The organism is Streptomyces sp. NBC_00012 (assembly GCF_045040875.1).
Lineage (GTDB): Bacteria > Actinomycetota > Actinomycetes > Streptomycetales > Streptomycetaceae > Streptomyces.
The window spans coordinates 2,495,444-2,513,941 of the sequence record NZ_CP108309.1; the positions used below are offsets into that span (position 1 = coordinate 2,495,444).

Consider the following 18,498-nt stretch of genomic DNA (forward strand, 5'->3'; position numbering starts at 1 on the left):
CCCTTTCGGGTGTGTGTGGCCGGGGTCGGCCGGGTTATCGGTCCCCGAAGATCGTGCGGTGCCAGTCCTTGCGGGCGACCGCGGTGTTGTCGTACATGACGTGCTTGACCTGCGTGTACTCCTCGAAGGAGTACGAGGACATGTCTTTGCCGAAGCCGCTGGCCTTGTATCCGCCGTGCGGCATCTCGCTGATGATCGGGATGTGGTCGTTGACCCAGACGCAGCCCGCCTTGATCTCGCGGGTGGCACGGTTGGCGCGGTACAGGTCCCGGGTCCAGGCGGAGGCGGCCAGTCCGTACGGGGTGTCGTTGGCGAGGCGGATGCCCTCGTCGTCGCTGTCGAAGGGCAGCACGACCAGGACCGGGCCGAAGATCTCCGACTGGACGATCTCGCTGTCCTGGGCGGCCCCGGCGACCAGCGTCGGCCGGTAGTAGGCGCCGGCCGCCAGTTCGCCGCCGGGGGCCTCGCCACCGGTGACGACGGTGGCGTAGGCGCGGGCCCGCTCGACGAATCCGGCGACCCGGTCCCGCTGGGCGTGACTGATCAGCGGGCCGAGGTCGGTCGACCGGTCGAAGGGGTCGCCGAGCCGGACGGTCTCCATGAGCGCGGCGACCCCCTGCACGAAGGCGTCGTACAGCGGGCGCTGCACGTAGGCGCGGGTGGCGGCGGTGCAGTCCTGGCCGGTGTTGATGAGCGCTCCGGCGACCGCGCCGTTGACCGCGGCTTCGAGGTCGGCGTCGTCGAAGACCACGAAGGGGGCCTTGCCGCCGAGTTCGAGGTGGAGGCGCTTGACGGTGGAGGTGGCGATCTCCGCGACCCGCTTGCCGACGGCGGTGGAGCCGGTGAACGAGGTCATCACGACGTCCGGGTGGCCGACGAGGTGCTCCCCGGCGTCCTTGCCCGCGCCGGTGACGATGTTGATCACGCCGTCGGGGATGCCCGCCCCGGTGGCCGCCTGGGCGAACATCAGCGAGGTCAGCGGGGTGATCTCGGCGGGCTTCAGCACGATGGTGTTGCCTGCGGCGACGGCCGGGAGGATCTTCCAGGCAGCCATCTGGAGCGGGTAGTTCCAGGGCGCGATGGAGCCGACGACGCCGATCGCCTCACGGCGTACGTACGAGGTGTGGTCGCCGTCGTACTCGGCGGCCGACTTGCCCTCCAGGTGGCGGGCGGCCCCCGCGAAGAAGGAGGTGTTGTCGACGGTGCCGGGCACGTCGAACTCGGTGGAGAGCTTGATCGGCTTGCCGCACTGGAGCGACTCCACGTACGCGAAGTCGTCGGCCTGCTCGGCGAGGACGGCGGCGAAGCGGTGCATCGCCTCGGACCGCTCGGCGGGCGTCAGACCCGACCAGCCGGGGAACGCCTCGCGTGCGGCTGCCACGGCGGCGTCCACGTCGGCGGTGCCCGCCAACTCGTAGCTGTACACGGTCTCGCCCGTCGCCGGGTCGACCACGTCGTGGTGACGTCCCGATGTTCCGGACCGCAGCTTTCCGCCGATGTACTGTGCGCCGTCCGCGAAGCGGTCCCGCACCTGGATGCCGTTGCCCATGACGATCTCCTCCGCCGTGTGCCCCGGAGTGCGGGGACGGCGTAGCCTTTGCTCGATTTGAGTGCCGATCCTGGCAGAGGGGATCAACCCCAACAAGTGATTCCGTTGTTGCCTTTTGGTTACGCGACGGAATCTGTCGACCATGTGTCGCGTCAGTGCGGAATTCCCCGTACGGAGTGTCAGTGGCGAATGCCAGAATCGCATGTCATGGAACACATGGACGGTCTCCTGGCCCGGAGCGCGCGGGGCGAGAAGGTGAAGTATCTGCACTTCTGGGGGCACCGCCCCCGGCCCGACGGCCGGATCGGCGCGAGCTGTCTCAGCCAATGGTGGCCGTCGCGCTTCACGGTCGACGGTGTGACGTACGCGTCGGCCGAGCACTGGATGATGGCCGGCAAGGCCCGGCTGTTCGGCGATGCGGAGTCGGAGGCCGCGGCGGTGGCGGCGAAGAGCCCGGCGGCGGCGAAGAAGGTGGGCCGGCTGGTCCGCGGCTTCGACGGCGCGGTGTGGGAGCGCGAGCGGTTCCGGCTGGTGGTGGCCGGCAGTGTGCACAAGTTCGGCGGCGATCCGGAGCTGCGGGAGTTCCTGCTGAACACCGGGGACCGGGTGCTGGTCGAGGCGAGCCCGATGGACCGGATCTGGGGCATCGGCCTGGCGGCGGACGACCCGCGGGCGGCGAATCCGGCGAGCTGGCGGGGGCTGAATCTGCTGGGGTTCGCGCTGATGGACGCGCGGGCGGAGCTGCGCGCGTCATGAAGGGCCCCGGACGCCCGATGGCCCGAAAGCCCGATGGCCCGGCTGCGGGGGCCGGGCCATCGGGAGCGGGGCTGACCGCTGGACCGACTGACGAGTGACGTCGGCTAACGGGTGACGTCGACGACCAGCGAGGTGGAGTACGGGTCGTCGTTGTAAGTGTTGTCGTCCAGGTCGTCGCCGTGCGCGACGAACAGCCAGATGAAGAAGCTGATGATCGCCACACCGAAGACGATGCCGATGGACCCCATGATGATCCCGGCGAGCGCCTGACCGCTGTTGGTCGCCTCACCGCGCTGCGCCCGCTTGCGGCCGAGGATGCCGAAGATCAGGGCCAGTGCGCCCAGGATCAGGCTGGGTATCCCGTAGACGCAGAACATGCAGATGGCCAGGATGCCGAGCACCATGGCCGCGGTACCCATGCCGTTGGAGGGCGGCGGGCCGCCCCAGGGTGCCTGCGGGTAGCCGGGGTACCCCGGGTATCCGCCGTACTGCGGGACGGGCGGCGCGGCCGGGTAGCCGTACTGCCCCGCGACCGGCGGGACGGGCTGGCCCGGTCCGTTCGGTCCGACCGGCGGCGGCGGAACCTCCCCGGGACCGAATCCGGCTCCCGGCAGCGGCCCGGTCTGTGCCGGAGCGCCGAATCCCGGCGGCGGCGAATCGGCCGGTGCGGGGCCCTCCCCGACGCCCGGCATCGAGGTGACCGTGGGCTGGTTGTGCACAGCGGGCGGGCGGGGATCGCCGACCGGCTTCTCCAACGGCACCTTGCTGTCCGGCGGAGCCCACGGATCGCGCGGCGCGGCCCCGCCCGCGGGCTGCTCTGTGTTGTCTGACATGGGCCTCCCCCATCGTGGTCCCGTCATGCTACGGCCCCGCCGCGCACCCAGGGGCCCGGCCTACGATGATCCCCGTCCCCTGCCCGGCCGACCGCGCCCGGCACCCGATCCGTTCCACGCCCCGGAGAGTCCGATGACCGATCTGCATCCCTTCATCGCGGGGCTGCCCAAGGCGGAACTGCATGTCCACCATGTCGGGTCCGCCTCTCCCCGTATCGTCGCCGAGCTGGCCGCGCACCACCCCGACTCCAGGGTCCCCACCGACCCGGAGGCGCTCGCCGACTACTTCACGTTCACGGACTTCGCCCACTTCATCGAGGTGTACCTCTCCGTCGTGGACCTGATCCGCACGCCGGAGGACGTCCGCCTGCTGACCTTCGAGGTCGCCCGCGACATGGCGCGGCAGAACATCCGCTACGCGGAGCTGACGGTGACGCCGTATTCCTCGACCCGGCGCGGTATCCCGGAGCAGGCGTTCATGGAGGCGATAGAGGACGCCCGCAAGGCCGCCGAGGCCGAGCTCGGTGTCGTGCTGCGCTGGTGCTTCGACATTCCGGGCGAGGCCGGGCTGGTGTCCGCCGAGGAGACCGCCCGGCTCGCCCTGGACCTGCGGCCCGAGGGGCTGGTCTCGTTCGGTCTCGGCGGCCCGGAGGTCGGTGTGGAGCGCCCGCAGTTCAAGCCCTATTTCGACCGGGCGATCGCCGCGGGCCTGCACTCGGTGCCGCACGCCGGGGAGACCACCGGGCCGCAGACCGTCTGGGACGCCCTGACCCACCTGCGCGCCGAGCGCATCGGCCACGGCAACAACTCCGTCCAGGACCCGAAGCTGCTGGCCCACCTCGCCGAGCACCGCATCCCGCTGGAGGTCTGCCCGACCTCGAACATCGCGACCCGCGCGGTGGCGGACATCGAGCAGCACCCGGTCAGGGAGATGGTGGACGCAGGCGTCCTGGTCACCATCAACAGCGACGACCCGCCGATGTTCGGCACCGACCTCAACAACGAGTACGGGGTGGCCGCCCGCCTCCTCGGCCTGGACGAGCGGGGTCTCGCGTCGCTCGCGAAGAACGCCGTCGAGGCGTCTTACCTCGACGCGGCCGGCAAGCGGACGCTGGCCGCCGAGATCGACACGTACACGGCCAACTGGCTGGGCCGCTCGGGCCGGTGACCCCGGTGGCCACAATGGCCCCATGGTCACCTCAGTCACCGCCGTGGCCCACCGCGGCGATCCCTACCGTGTCCGCGAGAACACGCTCCCCTCGATCCGCTCCGCGCTCGGACGAGGGGCGGACGCGGTCGAGATCGATGTGCGGCTCACCCGCGACGGCGTACCGGTCCTGCTGCACGACGCCACGCTGAAGCGGCTGTGGGGCCACGAGGTGCGGCTCGACCGGCTGACCCACGCGGAGCTCACCGAGCTGACCCGGGGCGGTGTGCCCACCCTGCGCGAGGCGCTGCTCGCCGCCGGGGCACACCGCGTCATGGTCGATCTGCCGGGCTCCACCGACGGCTCCGTGCCGCGGATCGTCGGTGCGGTGCGCGAGTGCGGGGCCGGTGAGCGGGCGTACTACTGCGCCGGCCCCGAGGCGATGCTCCGGGTCCGGGCCGCCGACCCGAACGCCGAGATCGCCCTGACCTGGACGTCCCTCGCGCCGCCGCGCGCCGCGCTGCTCGACGCGGTGCGGCCGCGCTGGCTGAACTACCGGTTCGGCCTGGTGGACCCGGAACTGACGGCCCGGCTGCACCGGGACGGCCTGCTGGTCTCCGCCTGGACGGCCGACACCAGGCGGACCATGCGCCGGCTGGTCCGGCACGGCGTCGACTCGATCACCACCAACCGGGTCGACGTCCTGCACGACGTCCTCACCAACTCCCCGGCGGGCCTCTCCCGTTGACCGGTCCGGCATCATGGGCCCGTCCCATCGTCCGTGATGCGGGCCCGGCGCAGGAGGAGCAGCGACATGACCGATCCCCGCACCACTCCCGTCCCCGATCGCATCCGTTCCGACGTCGCCCACAACGCGCGGGTCTGGAACCACTGGCTCGGCGGCACGGACAACCATCCCGTGGACCGCGAGGTCGGCGACCGGGTCACCGCCATGTACCCGAGCATCGGCGAAGTGGCGTGCGCCGACCGGGCGTTCCTGGAGCGGGCGGTCCGGTATCTGGCCGGTGAGGCGGGGATCAGGCAGTTCCTGGACATCGGCACCGGTCTGCCGAGCGCCGGAAACACCCACGAGGTCGCCCGGCGCACCGCGCCCGACTGCCGTGTCGTGTACGTCGACAACGATCCGACCGTGCTGGCGCTCGCCCGGACGCTGCTCGCCGGATCGCCGCGGGGCGCCACCGAGTACGTCGACGCGGACGCCCGCGACCCGGAGCGGATCCTGCGGGCGGCGCAGCCGACGCTCGACCTGGGGCGGCCGGTCGCGGTCATGCTCCTGGGCATCCTGAACTTCGTGCTCGACCCGGACGAGGCACGGCGCATCGTCCGCACGCTGATGGACGCGCTGCCCTCCGGCAGCCATCTGGTGCTCACCCATCCCACGCTGGAGCTGGGCGGCGAGGGCAACGAGGCGGCGATGCGGTTCTGGAACGAGAACGCCACCCCGCCGATCACCGCCCGCACCCGCGCCGAGTTCGCCGCGTTCCTGACCGGGCTCGATCTCGTGGACCCGGGCATCGTCTCGTGCGCGCACTGGCGCGGCGAGTCCGGTGCGGCACAAGTCGCGCAGTTCGGCGCGGTCGCGCGGAAGCCCTGAGGGCGCCGGTCCGATGCGCATACGGGACATCACCGCGAAGGTGCCGGGACTCGCGCCGGGGGCCGGCCCCCTCGGCGTGGACCTGCTCGTCGCCCTGCTGGTCCAGGCCGCCATGACCATGCCGTTCGTCGTCCCGCGCGCCCCGGAGCTGCCGGACGCGACGTGGACGTCGTACGGCCTGACCACCCTGATGGTGCTGCCGCTGGTGGCCCGCCGCCGGGCGCCGGTCGTGGTCCTCCTCATGGTGCTGGCGGCGGGCGCCCTGTACACGTTCACCGTCGACGGGCCGGGCCAGCCGCTCCCGTACACCGGTCTCGTGGCGTTCTGCACGGTGGCCGAACTCTCCTCGCCGCCGAAGCGGATCGGGATCGCGGTGCTCACGCTGGTGGCGGTGCTGGTCTCCGTCGGACTCGACAGTGACGACATGCGGGAGCTGCTGTTCTCCCTGTTCGTGTTCGCGGCGGCCTACGCCTTCGGCCGGCTCACGGTGACGCGCAAGGCCTATCTGCGTGCGGTGGAGGACCGGGCCCGTCAGCTGGAGCTGACGCACCGGATCGAGGCCGAACAGGCGGCGGCCCGCGAACGGGCGCGGATCGCCCGGGAGATGCACGACATCCTGTCCCATGCGGTGAGCCTGATGATCGTGCAGGCGGAGGCGGGGCCGGTGGCGGTCCGCACGGCGCCGGAACGCGCCGAGGCGGCCTTCGACGCGATCTCGGAGACGGGCCGGGACGCGATGGCACAGCTGCGCCGGATGCTCGGCGTGCTGCGCGAGAACGCGGGTTCGCCGGACGCGCCGCGGGAACCCCAGCCCGTGCTGGCCGAACTGCCGGGTCTCGTGGAGCGGGTGCGGAGCAGCGGTCCGGCGGTCTCGTACGAGGTCACGGGCAGCCCGGGAGCGCCGGGCCTGGCGGTCGAGGCGACCGTCTACCGGATCGTGCAGGAGGCCCTGACGAACGTGGTCAGGCACGCGGACGCGAGCTCGGTCGGCGTCCGGCTGGAGCACGGACCCGAGGCGTTGACGCTGGCCGTCACCGACGACGGACGGGGACCCGGACCCGGGGGCGGTTCGGGGCTGGGGCTGGTCGGCATCCGGGAGCGTGCCGCCGCGCACGGCGGCACGGCCGCTGCCGGCCCCGGTCCGGACGGGCGGGGATTCCGGGTCCGGGTGACGATTCCGCGGGCACGGCCGGAGACAGAGGCGGAGACGGAACAGAGGACAGAGGTGGGAAGTTGACGATCCGTGTGGTGGTGGCCGACGACCAGGAGCTGGTACGCAGCGGCTTCGCGATGATCCTGGACGCGCAGCCGGACATCGAGGTGGTGGCCGAGGCGGGCGACGGCCGGGCGGCGGTCGAAGCGGTACGACGGCTGGCGCCCGATGTGGCGCTGCTCGACATCCGGATGCCCGGTACGGACGGCATCGAGGCCTGCCGCACCATCAGCGCCGACACCGGCTGCCGGACGGTCATGCTGACCACCTTCGACTCGGACGAGTACGTCTACGAGGCGCTGCACGCGGGCGCGAGCGGCTTCCTGCTCAAGGATGTGCGCCGCGACGACCTGGTGCACGCGGTACGGGTGGTGGCGGCCGGGGACTCGTTGCTCGCTCCTTCGGTGGCGCGCCGGCTGATCGCCGAGTACACCTCGCGTCCGCCCGCCGCGGCCGTGGCACCGTCAGCGCGCCTGGACGTGCTGACCGCCCGGGAGCGCGAGACGCTGCTGCAGCTGGCCCGCGGGCTGTCGAACGCGGAGATCGCGGCGGCGCTGGTCGTCAGCGAGCACACGGTGAAGACCCATGTCGGCAATGTGCTGTCCAAGCTGGGGCTGCGCGACCGGATCCAGGCCGTGATCTGCGCGTACGAGTGCGGTGTCGTGACTCCCCCTCCGGGGGGAGGTCCGGCCCTCGGCTCCCCCGCGCAGGGGAGCCGGTCTCCCTCCGGCAAACCCCCGGGCGGGGGATCCGCCGGGACGGGCCGGTCAACAGGATGGAGTCCGTGAGCAGTTGCGGATTCCACTCCCCGGAGGCCCCCGTCATGAACGCACGCACGTCCCGCACCGTCGTCGCAGCCGCGCTCGTCCTCGGCATCGCCACGGGCACCGTCCCACCGGCCCTCGCGGCGGCCGGTACCCCGGCGGCCGCAGCCCACTCGGCTCAGCAGGGCTCTGCCCGGGAGGCTCCGGACGCCGAGGCGCTGCGGGCCGCGATCCGGGGACTCCCGAAGGACGACGCCACGGCCGCGCTGGTACGGGTCTCGGGCTCCGGGGGCGACTGGCGGGGCAGCGCCGGCGTCCACGACCTGGCCTCCGGGCGGCCGGCGGACCCGGACGGCCGCTTCCGGGCCGGTTCGGTGACCAAGGTCTTCACTGCGGCCGTCGTGCTTCAGCTGGCCGGGGAGGGCAAGCTCGGCCTGGACCGTCCGGCCCGGCGCTACCTGCCGGATCTGATCCCGGCGGCGTACGAGGACGTCACGGTGCGCCAGCTGCTGAACCACACCAGCGGCATCCCGTCCGTCAGCTCGGGCGGCGACACCCTGGAGGAGTGGTACGCACACCGCTTCGATCTGCACGACGCGGCGGACACCGTGCGCGAGGCCACCTCACAGCGGCCCGACTTCACGCCCGGCACCCAGCAGCACTACGCCAACATCGGCTACACCGTGGCGGGCCTGCTGATCGAGCGGGTCACGGGTGACACGTACGCCTCGCAGGTCTCCCGCCGCATCCTGGAGCCCCTGCACCTGAAGGACACGTACTTCCCCGGCACCGACCCGACGATCCACGGGCCGCACAACCGCGGCTACCAGGTGTTCGGCACGTCCGGCGAACTGCGCGATGTGACGGTGTGGGGGGCGACGGACGCCTGGGCGGCGGGGGACCTGATCTCGACCACCGCCGACCTTGAGCGTTTCACCCGGGCGCTGTTCGGCGGGCAGGTGGTGCGCGGTCCGCTGCTCGAGGAGATGTTCACGCTGCCCGACTCCTCGGTCCGCGAATTCGGCACGGGCAAGCCCGCCGCACACAGCGCGGGTCTCTCGGTGATGAGGCTGGGCGGACGCGAGGTCTGGGGCAAGACGGGTGGCCGCTGGGGCTACAACACGGCCGTCGCGGCCACCCGTGACCTCTCCCGGACCCTCGTCTACAGCGTCAACTCGACGGACGCGAAGGGGGACGACATGAACCCCACGGCGATGAACATAGTCGTGGCCGCCTTCGGCGCCCCGTCGGCCAGGTGACTCAGAGAGCCTGGGCGGTCGTCGCGGCGTCCGCTCCAGGACCTCCAGCTGCTTGATCATGCGGCGCACCACGAGCAGCGGGATCACCCCGAAGACGCCGAACGACATGTCGATGACGGACCACCAGAAGGGGATGCCGCGGATGGGCCCGCAGATCAGCGCGAGCGGGATGATCCCGGCACAGGCGATCATGCCGAACTCGATGACCCAGATGTTGCGGACCGGGTCGCGGTAGGGACCGTAGAAGGCGACCGCGATGACGAGATGCGCGAAGGCCAGCCAGTCGGTGCCGTACAGCACGAAGGGGTACTCCGCGTCGGCCTCGTCGAGGCCGGTGCGGACCTTGGTGATCCACTCCATCAGTGCCGGGAAGTGCTCCGGAACGGGAGAGGCCGAGGACCTCAGCAGGTCCTCGGCCCAGTGGAGTTCATGGACGAGCGGAAAGGCGGTCAGCCCGCTCAGTACCAGACAGACGATAAAGACGGCCAACCACACGCGTATGCGCCTCAGCAGGGCTCTTCGCTCGCTCATGTCCGCAGCGTACGCCCGCTTTTACCGGCCTTTCACGCCACCCCTGGTGCGGCTCACAGGCCGACGATGGAGTTCCATTTCTTCGCGAACCCGGTGCGTTCCTCGGAGGTGATGTCGCGGGCTATCGCGAGCCGCTTGCGCATCGCGTCGTCGGGGAAGATCAGCGGGTCCTCCGCGAGTTCGGCGGTCTCCTTGTCCTTGGCGGAGGCCAGCACGTCGCGGGCGGCCGGGACGGGGCAGACGTAGTTGACCCAGGTCGCCAGCTCGGCGGCGACCTCCGGCTCGTAGTAGTAGTCGATGAGCCGCTCCGCGTTGCGCTTGTGGCGTGCGAGGTTGGGGATCATCAGCGACTCCGCCCAGAGCTCGGCGCCCTCCTCGGGGACCACGAACTCGATCTCCGGGTTGTCGGCCTGGAGCTGGATGACATCGCCGGAGTAGGCCTGGCAGGCGAGCACATCGCCGGTCGACAGGTCCTTGATGTAGTCGTTGCCGGTGAAGCGGCGGATGTGCCGCCTCTTCACCAGCTTCTCGACCTGGTCGCACACCCGGTAGAAGTCGTCCTGCTGCCAGCGGGTGATGTCGACACCGTTGCCCTGCATCAGCAGGGCCATGGACTCGTCGAGCCCTGACATCAGCGTCACCTTGCCGCGCAGGTCGTCCGCCCACAGATCGCTCAGGTGCTTGATCTCACGGCCGAGCTTCTTGCGGTTGTACGCGATGCCGGTGATCCCGGACTGCCAGGGGACGCTGTGCATCCGGCCCTTGTCGAAGGCGGGCGAACGCAGCTGCGGATCGAGGTACCTGGCTACGTTCGGCTGCTTCGCCCGGTCCATCTCCTGCACCCAGCCCAGCCGGACGAACCGGGCGGACATCCAGTCGCTGATGACGATCAGGTCCCGGCCGGTCTCCTGGTGGTTCATCAGCGCCGGGCTGATCTTCCCGAAGAACTCGTCGTTGTCGTTGATCTCCTCCGTGTACGTGACGGAGATCCCGGTCCGCCTGGCGAACGCGTCGAGGGTGGGCCGCTTCGACTCGTTCTCGTCGTCGGTGTCGATGTAGAGAGGCCAGTTCGCGAAGTGCAGGGTGTGGTCGCTCGCCGAGGTGTCGCGTCCGGCGCGGTCGCCGGGTTGCACGTAGGCGGCGGGCACTCCGCAGCCGGCCAGCGTGACACCGGCGGCCGTGGCTCCGAAGGCGCGCAGCAGGGACCGGCGGGACATGGGGTTCTTCGGGGTTGCTCGCACCTGCGCAGGATGCCGGTCGGCCGGCGGCGCGGGCAATGGACCAACCGTCCAGCACCGGCCGCTCCGTCCGCACACCCTGTCGATGCCGGAGAACGGATCGATGCCGGGAAGACGGGGGGTGGGGGGCGGGGCCGAGAGGCGGGAACGAGGACGGGGGACGGGAACGGCCCCGGGCGGGTGCCCGGGGCCGCGACCTGCCTGCTGACGGGTTATCAGCCGTCGAGCGAGGTCATGACGTGCTTGATGCGGGTGTAGTCCTCGAAGCCGTACGCGGAGAGGTCCTTGCCGTAGCCGGACTTCTTGAAGCCACCGTGCGGCATCTCGGCGACGAGCGGGATGTGGGTGTTGATCCACACGCAGCCGAAGTCGAGGTTCTTGGACATCCGCATGGCGCGGGCGTGGTCCTTGGTCCACACCGAGGAGGCCAGTGCGTACTCGACGCCGTTGGCGTACTCCACGGCCTGGGCCTCGTCGGTGAACTTCTGGACGGTGATGACCGGGCCGAAGACCTCGTTCTGGACGATCTCGTCGTCCTGCTTGAGGCCGGAGACGACGGTCGGGGCGTAGAAGTAGCCCTTGTCGCCGACCCGGTGGCCGCCCGCCTCGACCTTGGCGTGGGCGGGGAGCCGCTCGATGAAGCCGCTGACCTGCTTCAGCTGGTTGGCGTTGTTGAGCGGACCGTAGAGCACGTCCTCGTCGTCCGGCTGGCCCGTCTTGGTGTCGGCGGCGGCCTTGGCGAGCGCGGTGACGAACTCGTCGTGGATCGACTCGTGGACCAGGACGCGGGTGGCGGCCGTGCAGTCCTGGCCGGCGTTGAAGTAACCCGCGACGGAGATGCCCTCGACGGCCTTGGCGATGTCGGTGTCCTCGAACACGACGACCGGGGCCTTGCCGCCGAGCTCCAGGTGGACCCGCTTGACGTCCTTGGAGGCGGACTCGGCGACCTGCATGCCGGCCCGGACCGAGCCGGTGATGGAGGCCATCGCCGGGGTCGGGTGCTCTACCATCGCGCGGCCGGTGTCCCGGTCGCCGCAGATGACGTTGAAGACGCCCTTGGGCAGGATCTGGCCGATGATCTCGGCGATCAGCACGGTCGACGCCGGGGTGGTGTCGGACGGCTTGATGACGACGGTGTTGCCCGCGGCGAGTGCCGGGGCGAACTTCCAGACGGCCATCATCATCGGGTAGTTCCACGGCGCGACCTGCGCGCAGACGCCGACCGGCTCACGCCGGACGATGGAGGTCAGACCCTCCATGTACTCACCGGCCGAACGGCCCTCGAGCAGCCGTGCCGCACCCGCGAAGAAGCGGATCTGGTCCACCATCGGCGGGACCTCTTCGGTACGGGTCAGTTCGAGCGGCTTGCCCGTGTTCTCCGACTCGGCGGCGATGAGGTCCTCGGCGCGCTCCTCGAAGGCGTCCGCGATCTTCAGCAGGGCCTTCTGGCGCTCGGCGGGCGTGGCGTCGCGCCAGGCGGGGAAAGCGGCCGCGGCGGCATCCATCGCGGCATCGACATCGGCCTGCCCGGAGAGCGGCGAGGTCGCGTAGACCTCCTCCGTCACCGGGTTGATCACATCGATGGTCCGCCCGTCAGCGGCGTCCCGGAATTCTCCGTTGATGTAGTTGCGCAGACGGCGCACCTCGGTGGTCACAACCACCCCTCCTGTCGACACGTCCAATGGGTGAGATGCCCAGGGTAGTCGCTCGGGTGTCGCTTTCGACATGCCCAACCGCCGTGAACTTCGGATTCAGTTAGATCTGGACCTTCAAACAACGAATTTCATCGATCTGGGGTTGCCAGACCGACGAGTCCCGGTGCAGAGTGGATGCGTGGCCAGTCGCAGCGCAGACTCCAGGACCGGGAACGGATCGTCACCAGCGGTCGATGCCGTCTCCCTCGCAATCATCGAGCAGCTCCAGGAGGACGGACGTCGTCCGTACGCCGCGATCGGCAAGGCCGTCGGGCTCTCCGAGGCGGCCGTGCGACAGCGCGTCCAGAAGCTGCTCGATCAGGGCGTGATGCAGATCGTCGCCGTCACCGATCCCCTCACCGTGGGGTTCCGGCGGCAGGCGATGGTGGGCATCAATGTCGAGGGCGACCTCGATCCCGTCGCGGAAGCGCTGTCGGCCATGGCCGAGTGCGAGTACGTGGTGATGACCGCGGGCTCCTTCGACCTGATGGTGGAGATCGTCTGCGAGGACGACGACCACCTGCTGGAAACGATCAACAAACGCATCCGGGCCCTCCCCGGTGTGCGCTCCACCGAGAGCTTCGTCTACCTGAAGCTCAAGAAGCAGACCTATATGTGGGGAACCCGATAGCCGTGAGCAAGGACCTCAGCCGAACCGCGTACGACCACCTGTGGATGCACTTCACCCGCATGTCGGACTACGAGAACGCGCCCGTTCCCACCATCGTGCGTGGCGAGGGCACCTACATCTTCGACGACCAGGGCAAGCGTTACCTGGACGGCCTGTCCGGCCTGTTCGTGGTCAACGCCGGTCACGGCCGTCACGAGCTCGCCGAGGCGGCGTACAAGCAGGGCCAGGAGCTGGGCTTCTTCCCGGTGTGGTCCTACGCCCACCCGAAGGCCGTCGAGCTGGCCGAGCGCCTGGCCGACTACGCGCCGGGCGACCTCAACAAGGTCTTCTTCACCACCGGTGGCGGCGAGGCCGTGGAGACCGCCTGGAAGCTGGCCAAGCAGTACTTCAAGCTCCAGGGCAAGCCGACCAAGTACAAGGTCATCTCGCGTGCGGTCGCCTACCACGGCACCCCGCAGGGCGCCCTGTCCATCACCGGCCTGCCGGCCCTGAAGGCCCCCTTCGAGCCGCTGGTCCCCGGCGCGCACAAGGTCCCGAACACCAACATCTACCGCGCCCCGATCCACGGCGACGACCCCGAGGCCTTCGGCCGCTGGGCCGCCGACCAGATCGAGCAGGAGATCCTCTTCGAGGGCCCGGACACCGTCGCCGCGGTCTTCCTGGAGCCGGTGCAGAACGCCGGTGGCTGCTTCCCCCCGCCGCCCGGATACTTCCAGCGCGTCCGCGAGATCTGCGACAAGTACGACGTGCTGCTCGTCTCCGACGAGGTCATCTGTGCCTTCGGCCGTCTCGGCACGATGTTCGCCTGCGACAAGTTCGGCTACGTGCCGGACATGATCACCTGCGCCAAGGGCATGACCTCGGGTTACTCCCCGATCGGTGCCTGCATCGTCTCGGACCGCATCGCCGCGCCGTTCTACGAGGGTGACAACACCTTCCTGCACGGCTACACCTTCGGTGGCCACCCGGTCTCCGCGGCGGTCGGCCTCGCCAACCTCGACATCTTCGAGCGCGAGGGCCTCAACCAGCACGTCCTGGACAACGAGAACGCCTTCTTCACGACGCTGCAGAAGCTGCTCGACCTGCCGATCGTCGGCGACGTCCGCGGCAACGGCTTCTTCTACGGCATCGAGCTGGTGAAGGACAAGGCCACCAAGGAGACCTTCACCGACGAGGAGACCGAGCGCGTCCTGTACGGCTTCCTCTCCAAGGCGCTGTACGACAACGGCCTGTACTGCCGGGCCGACGACCGCGGCGACCCGGTCGTCCAGCTCGCGCCGCCGCTGGTCTCCGACCAGTCGACGTTCGACGAGATCGAGGGCATCCTGCGCACCGTCCTCACGGAGGCGTGGACCAAGCTCTGACCGGCACGGACGACCGGCCGGCCGACCACGGACCGGCCGCCGGTCGGACCGCCCTCATCGCTTGACCGTCGCTTGACCACTGCTTGACCGGCTTCAAGCCGTCATCCTCATACGGTCCACACGGCCCGGATGCGCCCATTCGAGTGGGAAGGGGCGCATCCGGGCCGTGTGCTGTGCGCTCACCGCGGTTCGAATCCCTACGGTGCCGAGTGACCGATCGGCCCCGCCTTCGTTCCCCCGTACGGGGGACGGGAATTTCGATCTGAACCGAGGTGTACGCCATGGTGGCCCCGCCGGACAACGACGTGATCTGGGCGCGTTCCCTGCACCACTCCCACAACGGCTCGCCCGCGCTCGGAGGTGTCTCCCTGGGCGTCCGCGACGGTGAGATCCTCGCCGTGACCGGCCCCCGGGGCTGCGGCAAGACGACCCTGCTGCACTGTCTTGCCGGTCAGCTGGTGCCCGAGCAGGGCGAGGTGTGGTTCAACAGCGTCGCCGTCCACACCATGGGCCCCCGGCTGCGCGAGCGGCTGCGCCGCGACCGGTTCGGCTGGATCGCCCCCGAGCCCCAGCTCGTGCCCGAGCTGAACACCTGGGAGAACACGGCCCTTCCGCTGCTGCTGCGCGGCGCCCCGCGCAAGGAGGCGAAGAAGGCCGCCCTGGAGTGGCTGGAGCGGCTGGACATCGGCGCCTGTGCCAGGCAGCGGCCGCATACCCTGCTCCAGGGGCAGCGCCAGCGGATCGCCGTGGCCCGCGCCCTGGCCGGCGCCCCCACGGTGATCTTCGCCGACGAGCCGACCGCGACCCTGCACCGCAACGACCGGACGCATGTGCTGCGCACCCTCACCAGCGCGGCCCGTTCGCACGGCATCACGATCGTGCTCGCCACCCACGACGCGGAGATCGCCGCCCTCGCCGACCGTACGGTCCCGCTGCTGGACGGCCGTCGCGTCGCCACCGTCGCCCTGCCCGCCGTGGCCGATACGGAGGGCCGCGCGGCGTGCTCGCTCTCCGTCTAGCCCGGGGTTCCCATCCGCTGGTCCTGCTGCGGCGGCTGCTGGTCGCCGCCGCCTCCGCCGGTGTCGGCTTCCTGCTGCTGTGCGCCCTGGGCTACGCCTCGGCGCACCCGGCGCACTCCGCCGGGGCCGTGCTGCGCCTGCTGTGGTGCTTCGTGCCGCTCGCCGCCACCGTGCAGTTCGCGGTCGCGGTGGCGCGGACCGACCCGAGCACCCGGCCGCGCTCAGGGCTGTCCGCCGTGGGGCTCGGGCCGGTCCGGCTCGCGGTGCTCGCCGCGGTCTCCACCGCTGTCTCCTGCACCCTCGGGTCGACAGTGGCGCTGCTGTTCTACCTGCATCTGCGCGGCGATCTGTCCGGACTGCCGTTCGACGGTGCCGCTGCCGGGCTGCTCTACGCCGGAGCCCCGCTGCCGCTCGCCGCCGCGCTGATGCTGCTGGCGCTGGTCCCGGTGTCCGCGGCGACGGCCGGCGCGCTCGCGCTGCGCGCCGAGCCGGTCGCCGCGGCGGCCCCGGACAACGCCTCGTCGCAGGTCCTGACGGAGCCGGAGGCACCCGATCCGGCGGCGCCTCCCACGGGTCTGCCGTGGGGCGTGGCACTGACCGCGGCGGGCCTCGCCATCGAGGCGTACATGAGCCGGGGCGACGGCCACAGCCTGCTCCCGCTGCCCGGCAGGCTCGACGCGACCCCGGCCGGCGTGCTGGTCGGGTGGACGCTGACGGCGACCGGGCTGGCCGTGGCGGGCCCGGGGCTGGCCCATCTTTGCGGGCGGCTGCTCCAGGCGGCACGCCCCGGCGCCGTACGCCTGCTGGCGGGCCGGGTGCTCATGGACGAGTCGCGGCGGATCGGCCGGCCGCTCGGTGTGGTCTGCGCGGTACTCGCCGCGGCGGTCGCCGCCTACGCGCTGTACGGGACGAATACGCAGCCCCTCGGTCCGCTGACGGTCCTGGGCGCGGTGCTCGTGCTCGGCTGCACGACGGCGACGCTGCTGACCTCGGCACTGGAGGCGCGGCAGGCCCGCGCACAGACGGCGCAGGCGCTGCTGCGGCTCGGCGCCCCGGTATCGGCGCTGAGGGCCGCGACGGCCCTGCGCGCCACCGCCCTGCTGATCGTCTTCGCCCCGCTGACCTGGCTGATCGCCGAGCTGGCCGCGCTGCCGCTGACGGCCTGAGGACGCGCAGCACGGACCCCGCCCAGCACCCGGCCGCTACGTAGCATGACAACGTGGATAATCCGGACGATGTCACTCCCCCGGCCGGCCTCGAGATCGAGTCGCTCGCCGAATTCGACGCGGCGGTCGCCTCGGGGTCGCTGGCCGGGCACCGGGTGCAGTCCGTCGACCTGACGGACCGCGGCGCCGCCCTGCTGGCCGCCGACACGGCGGGCGCCGTCTTCCTCGGCTGCCGGATGGAGCCCGGGACGACGGCGAAGGTGCGGGCCGACGGCGCGTTCGTCTTCCCGCCGGTGCCCGGGCTCCCCTTCGACCCGTACCGCGGCCTGCTCTACACCCCCGACGCCCTCTACGAGGGGCTGTCGGACGGTGGTTACGCGGCCACGCCCGACGCCCGCGCGTACCGCTGGTTCCAGCGGACCCGAGCGAACGGCGACACCCTCGCGTCGATGCTGCGGGCGCTGCACGACGACGCGGTCTCCGACGCGCTGGACGAGCTCCTGGCCGGCGCCCGCGTGGTCGGGGTGATGGGCGGCCACGCGACGGCCCGCGGCAGCGCCCCGTACGCGGCCGCGGCCCGGTTGGGGCGGACCCTGGCCCGGGGCGGCCTGACGGTGGCCACCGGGGGCGGGCCCGGCGCGATGGAGGCCGCGAACCTCGGGGCCTACACGGCGCCGCACCCCGATCCCGTGCTGGACGAGGCCTGTGCGCTGCTGGCCGCGGCCCCCTCGTTCGCGCCGTCGGTCACCGACTGGGCGCTGGCCGCCTTCGGCGTACGGCGGCGCTGGCCGGGCGGCGGCGGTTCCGTGTCGATCCCGACCTGGTTCTACGGGCACGAGCCGCCGAACCCGTTCGCGGACCGGATCGCCAAGTACTTCGCCAACGCGCTGCGCGAGGACGGACTGCTCACCCGTTCCACGGCGGGCGTGATCTTCATGCCCGGCGCGGCCGGCACCGTACAGGAGATCTTCGACAACGCGACGCCGAACTACTACGGCTCACTCGGCGGACCGACCCCGATGGTGCTGGTCGGCCGCGCCCACTGGACGCGCGTCCTGCCCGCGTGGCCGCTGCTGCGCGCGCTGGCCGCCGGCCGGGCGATGGGGCCCCGGATCGCGCTCGTGGACACGGTGGACGAGGCCCCCGAGGCCCTCGCCCGGCTGTCGGCGTGACCGTGGGCCGGGCTCAGAACGACGCGAGCCGGGTCACGAGCGCGTCGAAGAACGCCTCCCAGCCGTCCTCGGCCGCCGCGTACTGCTCGGCCGTGAGGTTGCCGCCGCGCTGCTGGAAGACCATCTCGGTGGTCCTGTGGCCGCGGTCGGTGAAGGTGGCGGTGACGGTCTCGCCCTCGATGTCGGCGGGCGCCGAGGCGTCCTTCAGGGTGAACACCAGCCGTTCCGGGGCCACCACCTCCCGGTAGACGCCGTGGAACGGCATCTCGGTGCCCGGCACCAGGATGACCAGGCTCCAGGCGCCGCCCGGTCTGACGTCCATCGACACCCGGTCGAGCGGCACCTCGGCGTCGCCGCCGTACCAGGCCGCGAAGTGCTCCGGCGTCGTCCAGGCCGCGAAGACCTTTTCCGGCGGGGCGTCGAGGATGCGGGTGATGTCGATGCCCTCGCGTGCTGACTCGGTCATGTCCCTGTCCTTCCCGGAGTCCTTCCGGATCTGCTGCACCGCCCCGGGGCCGTCCAGGAGGACATCCCGCCGGGTCCCCGG

Annotated in this window: 17 protein-coding genes and 1 pseudogene; 12 read left to right on the forward strand and 6 right to left on the reverse strand. The window is 71.2% G+C overall.

Annotation, left to right across the window (positions count from 1 at the left end; translation table 11 throughout):
- Window positions 1-34 precede the first annotated feature (34 nt).
- Window positions 35-1,549, reverse strand: a complete 1,515-nt coding sequence (locus OHA19_RS11400) for a gamma-aminobutyraldehyde dehydrogenase (RefSeq protein WP_405716884.1) — start codon at window positions 1,547-1,549, stop codon at window positions 35-37.
- Window positions 1,550-1,765: 216 nt separating this feature from the next.
- On the opposite strand from OHA19_RS11400, the gene OHA19_RS11405 reads away from it, so the two are divergent.
- Window positions 1,766-2,305 (forward strand): NADAR family protein, encoded by a 540-nt coding sequence (locus tag OHA19_RS11405; protein WP_405721920.1) that lies wholly within the window; start codon window positions 1,766-1,768, stop codon window positions 2,303-2,305.
- Window positions 2,306-2,409: 104 nt separating this feature from the next.
- Here the strand turns inward: OHA19_RS11405 and OHA19_RS11410 are convergent, their stop codons facing one another.
- Window positions 2,410-3,138, reverse strand: coding sequence for a DUF4190 domain-containing protein (locus OHA19_RS11410; RefSeq protein ID WP_405716883.1), 729 nt, complete (start codon window positions 3,136-3,138; stop codon window positions 2,410-2,412).
- A 133-nt stretch (window positions 3,139-3,271) separates the two neighbouring features.
- Between OHA19_RS11410 and OHA19_RS11415 the strand changes: the two genes are divergently transcribed.
- From OHA19_RS11415 to OHA19_RS11440, 6 genes are all read left to right on the forward strand, one after another.
- Entirely contained in the window at window positions 3,272-4,306 is a 1,035-nt protein-coding gene (locus OHA19_RS11415) for an adenosine deaminase (RefSeq protein ID WP_405716882.1), read from the forward strand.
- Between the two features lie 22 nt (window positions 4,307-4,328).
- Window positions 4,329-5,033, forward strand: a complete 705-nt coding sequence (locus OHA19_RS11420; protein ID WP_405716881.1) for a glycerophosphodiester phosphodiesterase — start codon at window positions 4,329-4,331, stop codon at window positions 5,031-5,033.
- Window positions 5,034-5,099: 66 nt separating this feature from the next.
- Complete coding sequence (locus OHA19_RS11425) at window positions 5,100-5,900, forward strand: SAM-dependent methyltransferase (RefSeq protein ID WP_405750143.1); 801 nt, start codon at window positions 5,100-5,102, stop codon at window positions 5,898-5,900.
- A gap of 13 nt (window positions 5,901-5,913) precedes the next feature.
- Window positions 5,914-7,137, forward strand: a complete 1,224-nt coding sequence (locus tag OHA19_RS11430) for a sensor histidine kinase (protein WP_405716879.1) — start codon at window positions 5,914-5,916, stop codon at window positions 7,135-7,137.
- A complete protein-coding gene (locus OHA19_RS11435; RefSeq protein ID WP_405750145.1) occupies window positions 7,134-7,901 on the forward strand; it encodes a response regulator in 768 nt (255 codons plus the stop codon). The genes OHA19_RS11430 and OHA19_RS11435 overlap by 4 nt, the downstream gene beginning before the upstream one ends.
- A gap of 35 nt (window positions 7,902-7,936) precedes the next feature.
- Window positions 7,937-9,136, forward strand: coding sequence for a serine hydrolase domain-containing protein (locus OHA19_RS11440; RefSeq protein WP_405716877.1), 1,200 nt, complete (start codon window positions 7,937-7,939; stop codon window positions 9,134-9,136).
- Between the two features lie 12 nt (window positions 9,137-9,148).
- Here the strand turns inward: OHA19_RS11440 and OHA19_RS11445 are convergent.
- The 3 genes and pseudogenes from OHA19_RS11445 to OHA19_RS11455 form a co-directional block, all read right to left on the reverse strand.
- Window positions 9,149-9,667 (reverse strand): annotated as a pseudogene (locus OHA19_RS11445) (hypothetical protein); the annotation flags it as partial.
- 53 nt (window positions 9,668-9,720) lie between these two features.
- Complete coding sequence (locus tag OHA19_RS11450) at window positions 9,721-10,884, reverse strand: PotD/PotF family extracellular solute-binding protein (protein WP_405721918.1); 1,164 nt, start codon at window positions 10,882-10,884, stop codon at window positions 9,721-9,723.
- 236 nt (window positions 10,885-11,120) lie between these two features.
- The gene (locus OHA19_RS11455) at window positions 11,121-12,560 is read right to left on the reverse strand and encodes a gamma-aminobutyraldehyde dehydrogenase (protein ID WP_405716875.1); all 1,440 of its coding nucleotides are present in this window, start codon (window positions 12,558-12,560) and stop codon (window positions 11,121-11,123) included.
- A gap of 178 nt (window positions 12,561-12,738) precedes the next feature.
- Here OHA19_RS11455 and OHA19_RS11460 point away from each other — a divergent pair, with 178 nt between their 5' ends.
- From OHA19_RS11460 to OHA19_RS11480, 5 genes are all read left to right on the forward strand, one after another.
- Entirely contained in the window at window positions 12,739-13,230 is a 492-nt protein-coding gene (locus OHA19_RS11460) for an Lrp/AsnC family transcriptional regulator (RefSeq protein WP_176729251.1), read from the forward strand.
- The gene (locus OHA19_RS11465; protein WP_326768144.1) at window positions 13,215-14,594 is read left to right on the forward strand and encodes an aspartate aminotransferase family protein; all 1,380 of its coding nucleotides are present in this window, start codon (window positions 13,215-13,217) and stop codon (window positions 14,592-14,594) included. Before OHA19_RS11460 ends, OHA19_RS11465 begins: the two co-directional genes overlap by 16 nt.
- 281 nt (window positions 14,595-14,875) lie before the next feature.
- On the forward strand, window positions 14,876-15,613 hold the full coding sequence (locus OHA19_RS11470; protein ID WP_405716874.1) for an ABC transporter ATP-binding protein: 738 nt from the start codon (window positions 14,876-14,878) through the stop codon (window positions 15,611-15,613).
- The gene (locus OHA19_RS11475; RefSeq protein ID WP_405750147.1) at window positions 15,595-16,779 is read left to right on the forward strand and encodes a hypothetical protein; all 1,185 of its coding nucleotides are present in this window, start codon (window positions 15,595-15,597) and stop codon (window positions 16,777-16,779) included. The genes OHA19_RS11470 and OHA19_RS11475 overlap by 19 nt, the downstream gene beginning before the upstream one ends.
- 53 nt (window positions 16,780-16,832) lie before the next feature.
- Window positions 16,833-17,951, forward strand: a complete 1,119-nt coding sequence (locus tag OHA19_RS11480; protein WP_405716872.1) for an LOG family protein — start codon at window positions 16,833-16,835, stop codon at window positions 17,949-17,951.
- A 13-nt stretch (window positions 17,952-17,964) separates the two neighbouring features.
- Here OHA19_RS11480 and OHA19_RS11485 read toward each other — a convergent pair whose 3' ends face one another.
- A complete protein-coding gene (locus OHA19_RS11485) occupies window positions 17,965-18,417 on the reverse strand; it encodes an SRPBCC domain-containing protein (RefSeq protein WP_405716871.1) in 453 nt (150 codons plus the stop codon).
- Window positions 18,418-18,498 lie beyond the last annotated feature (81 nt).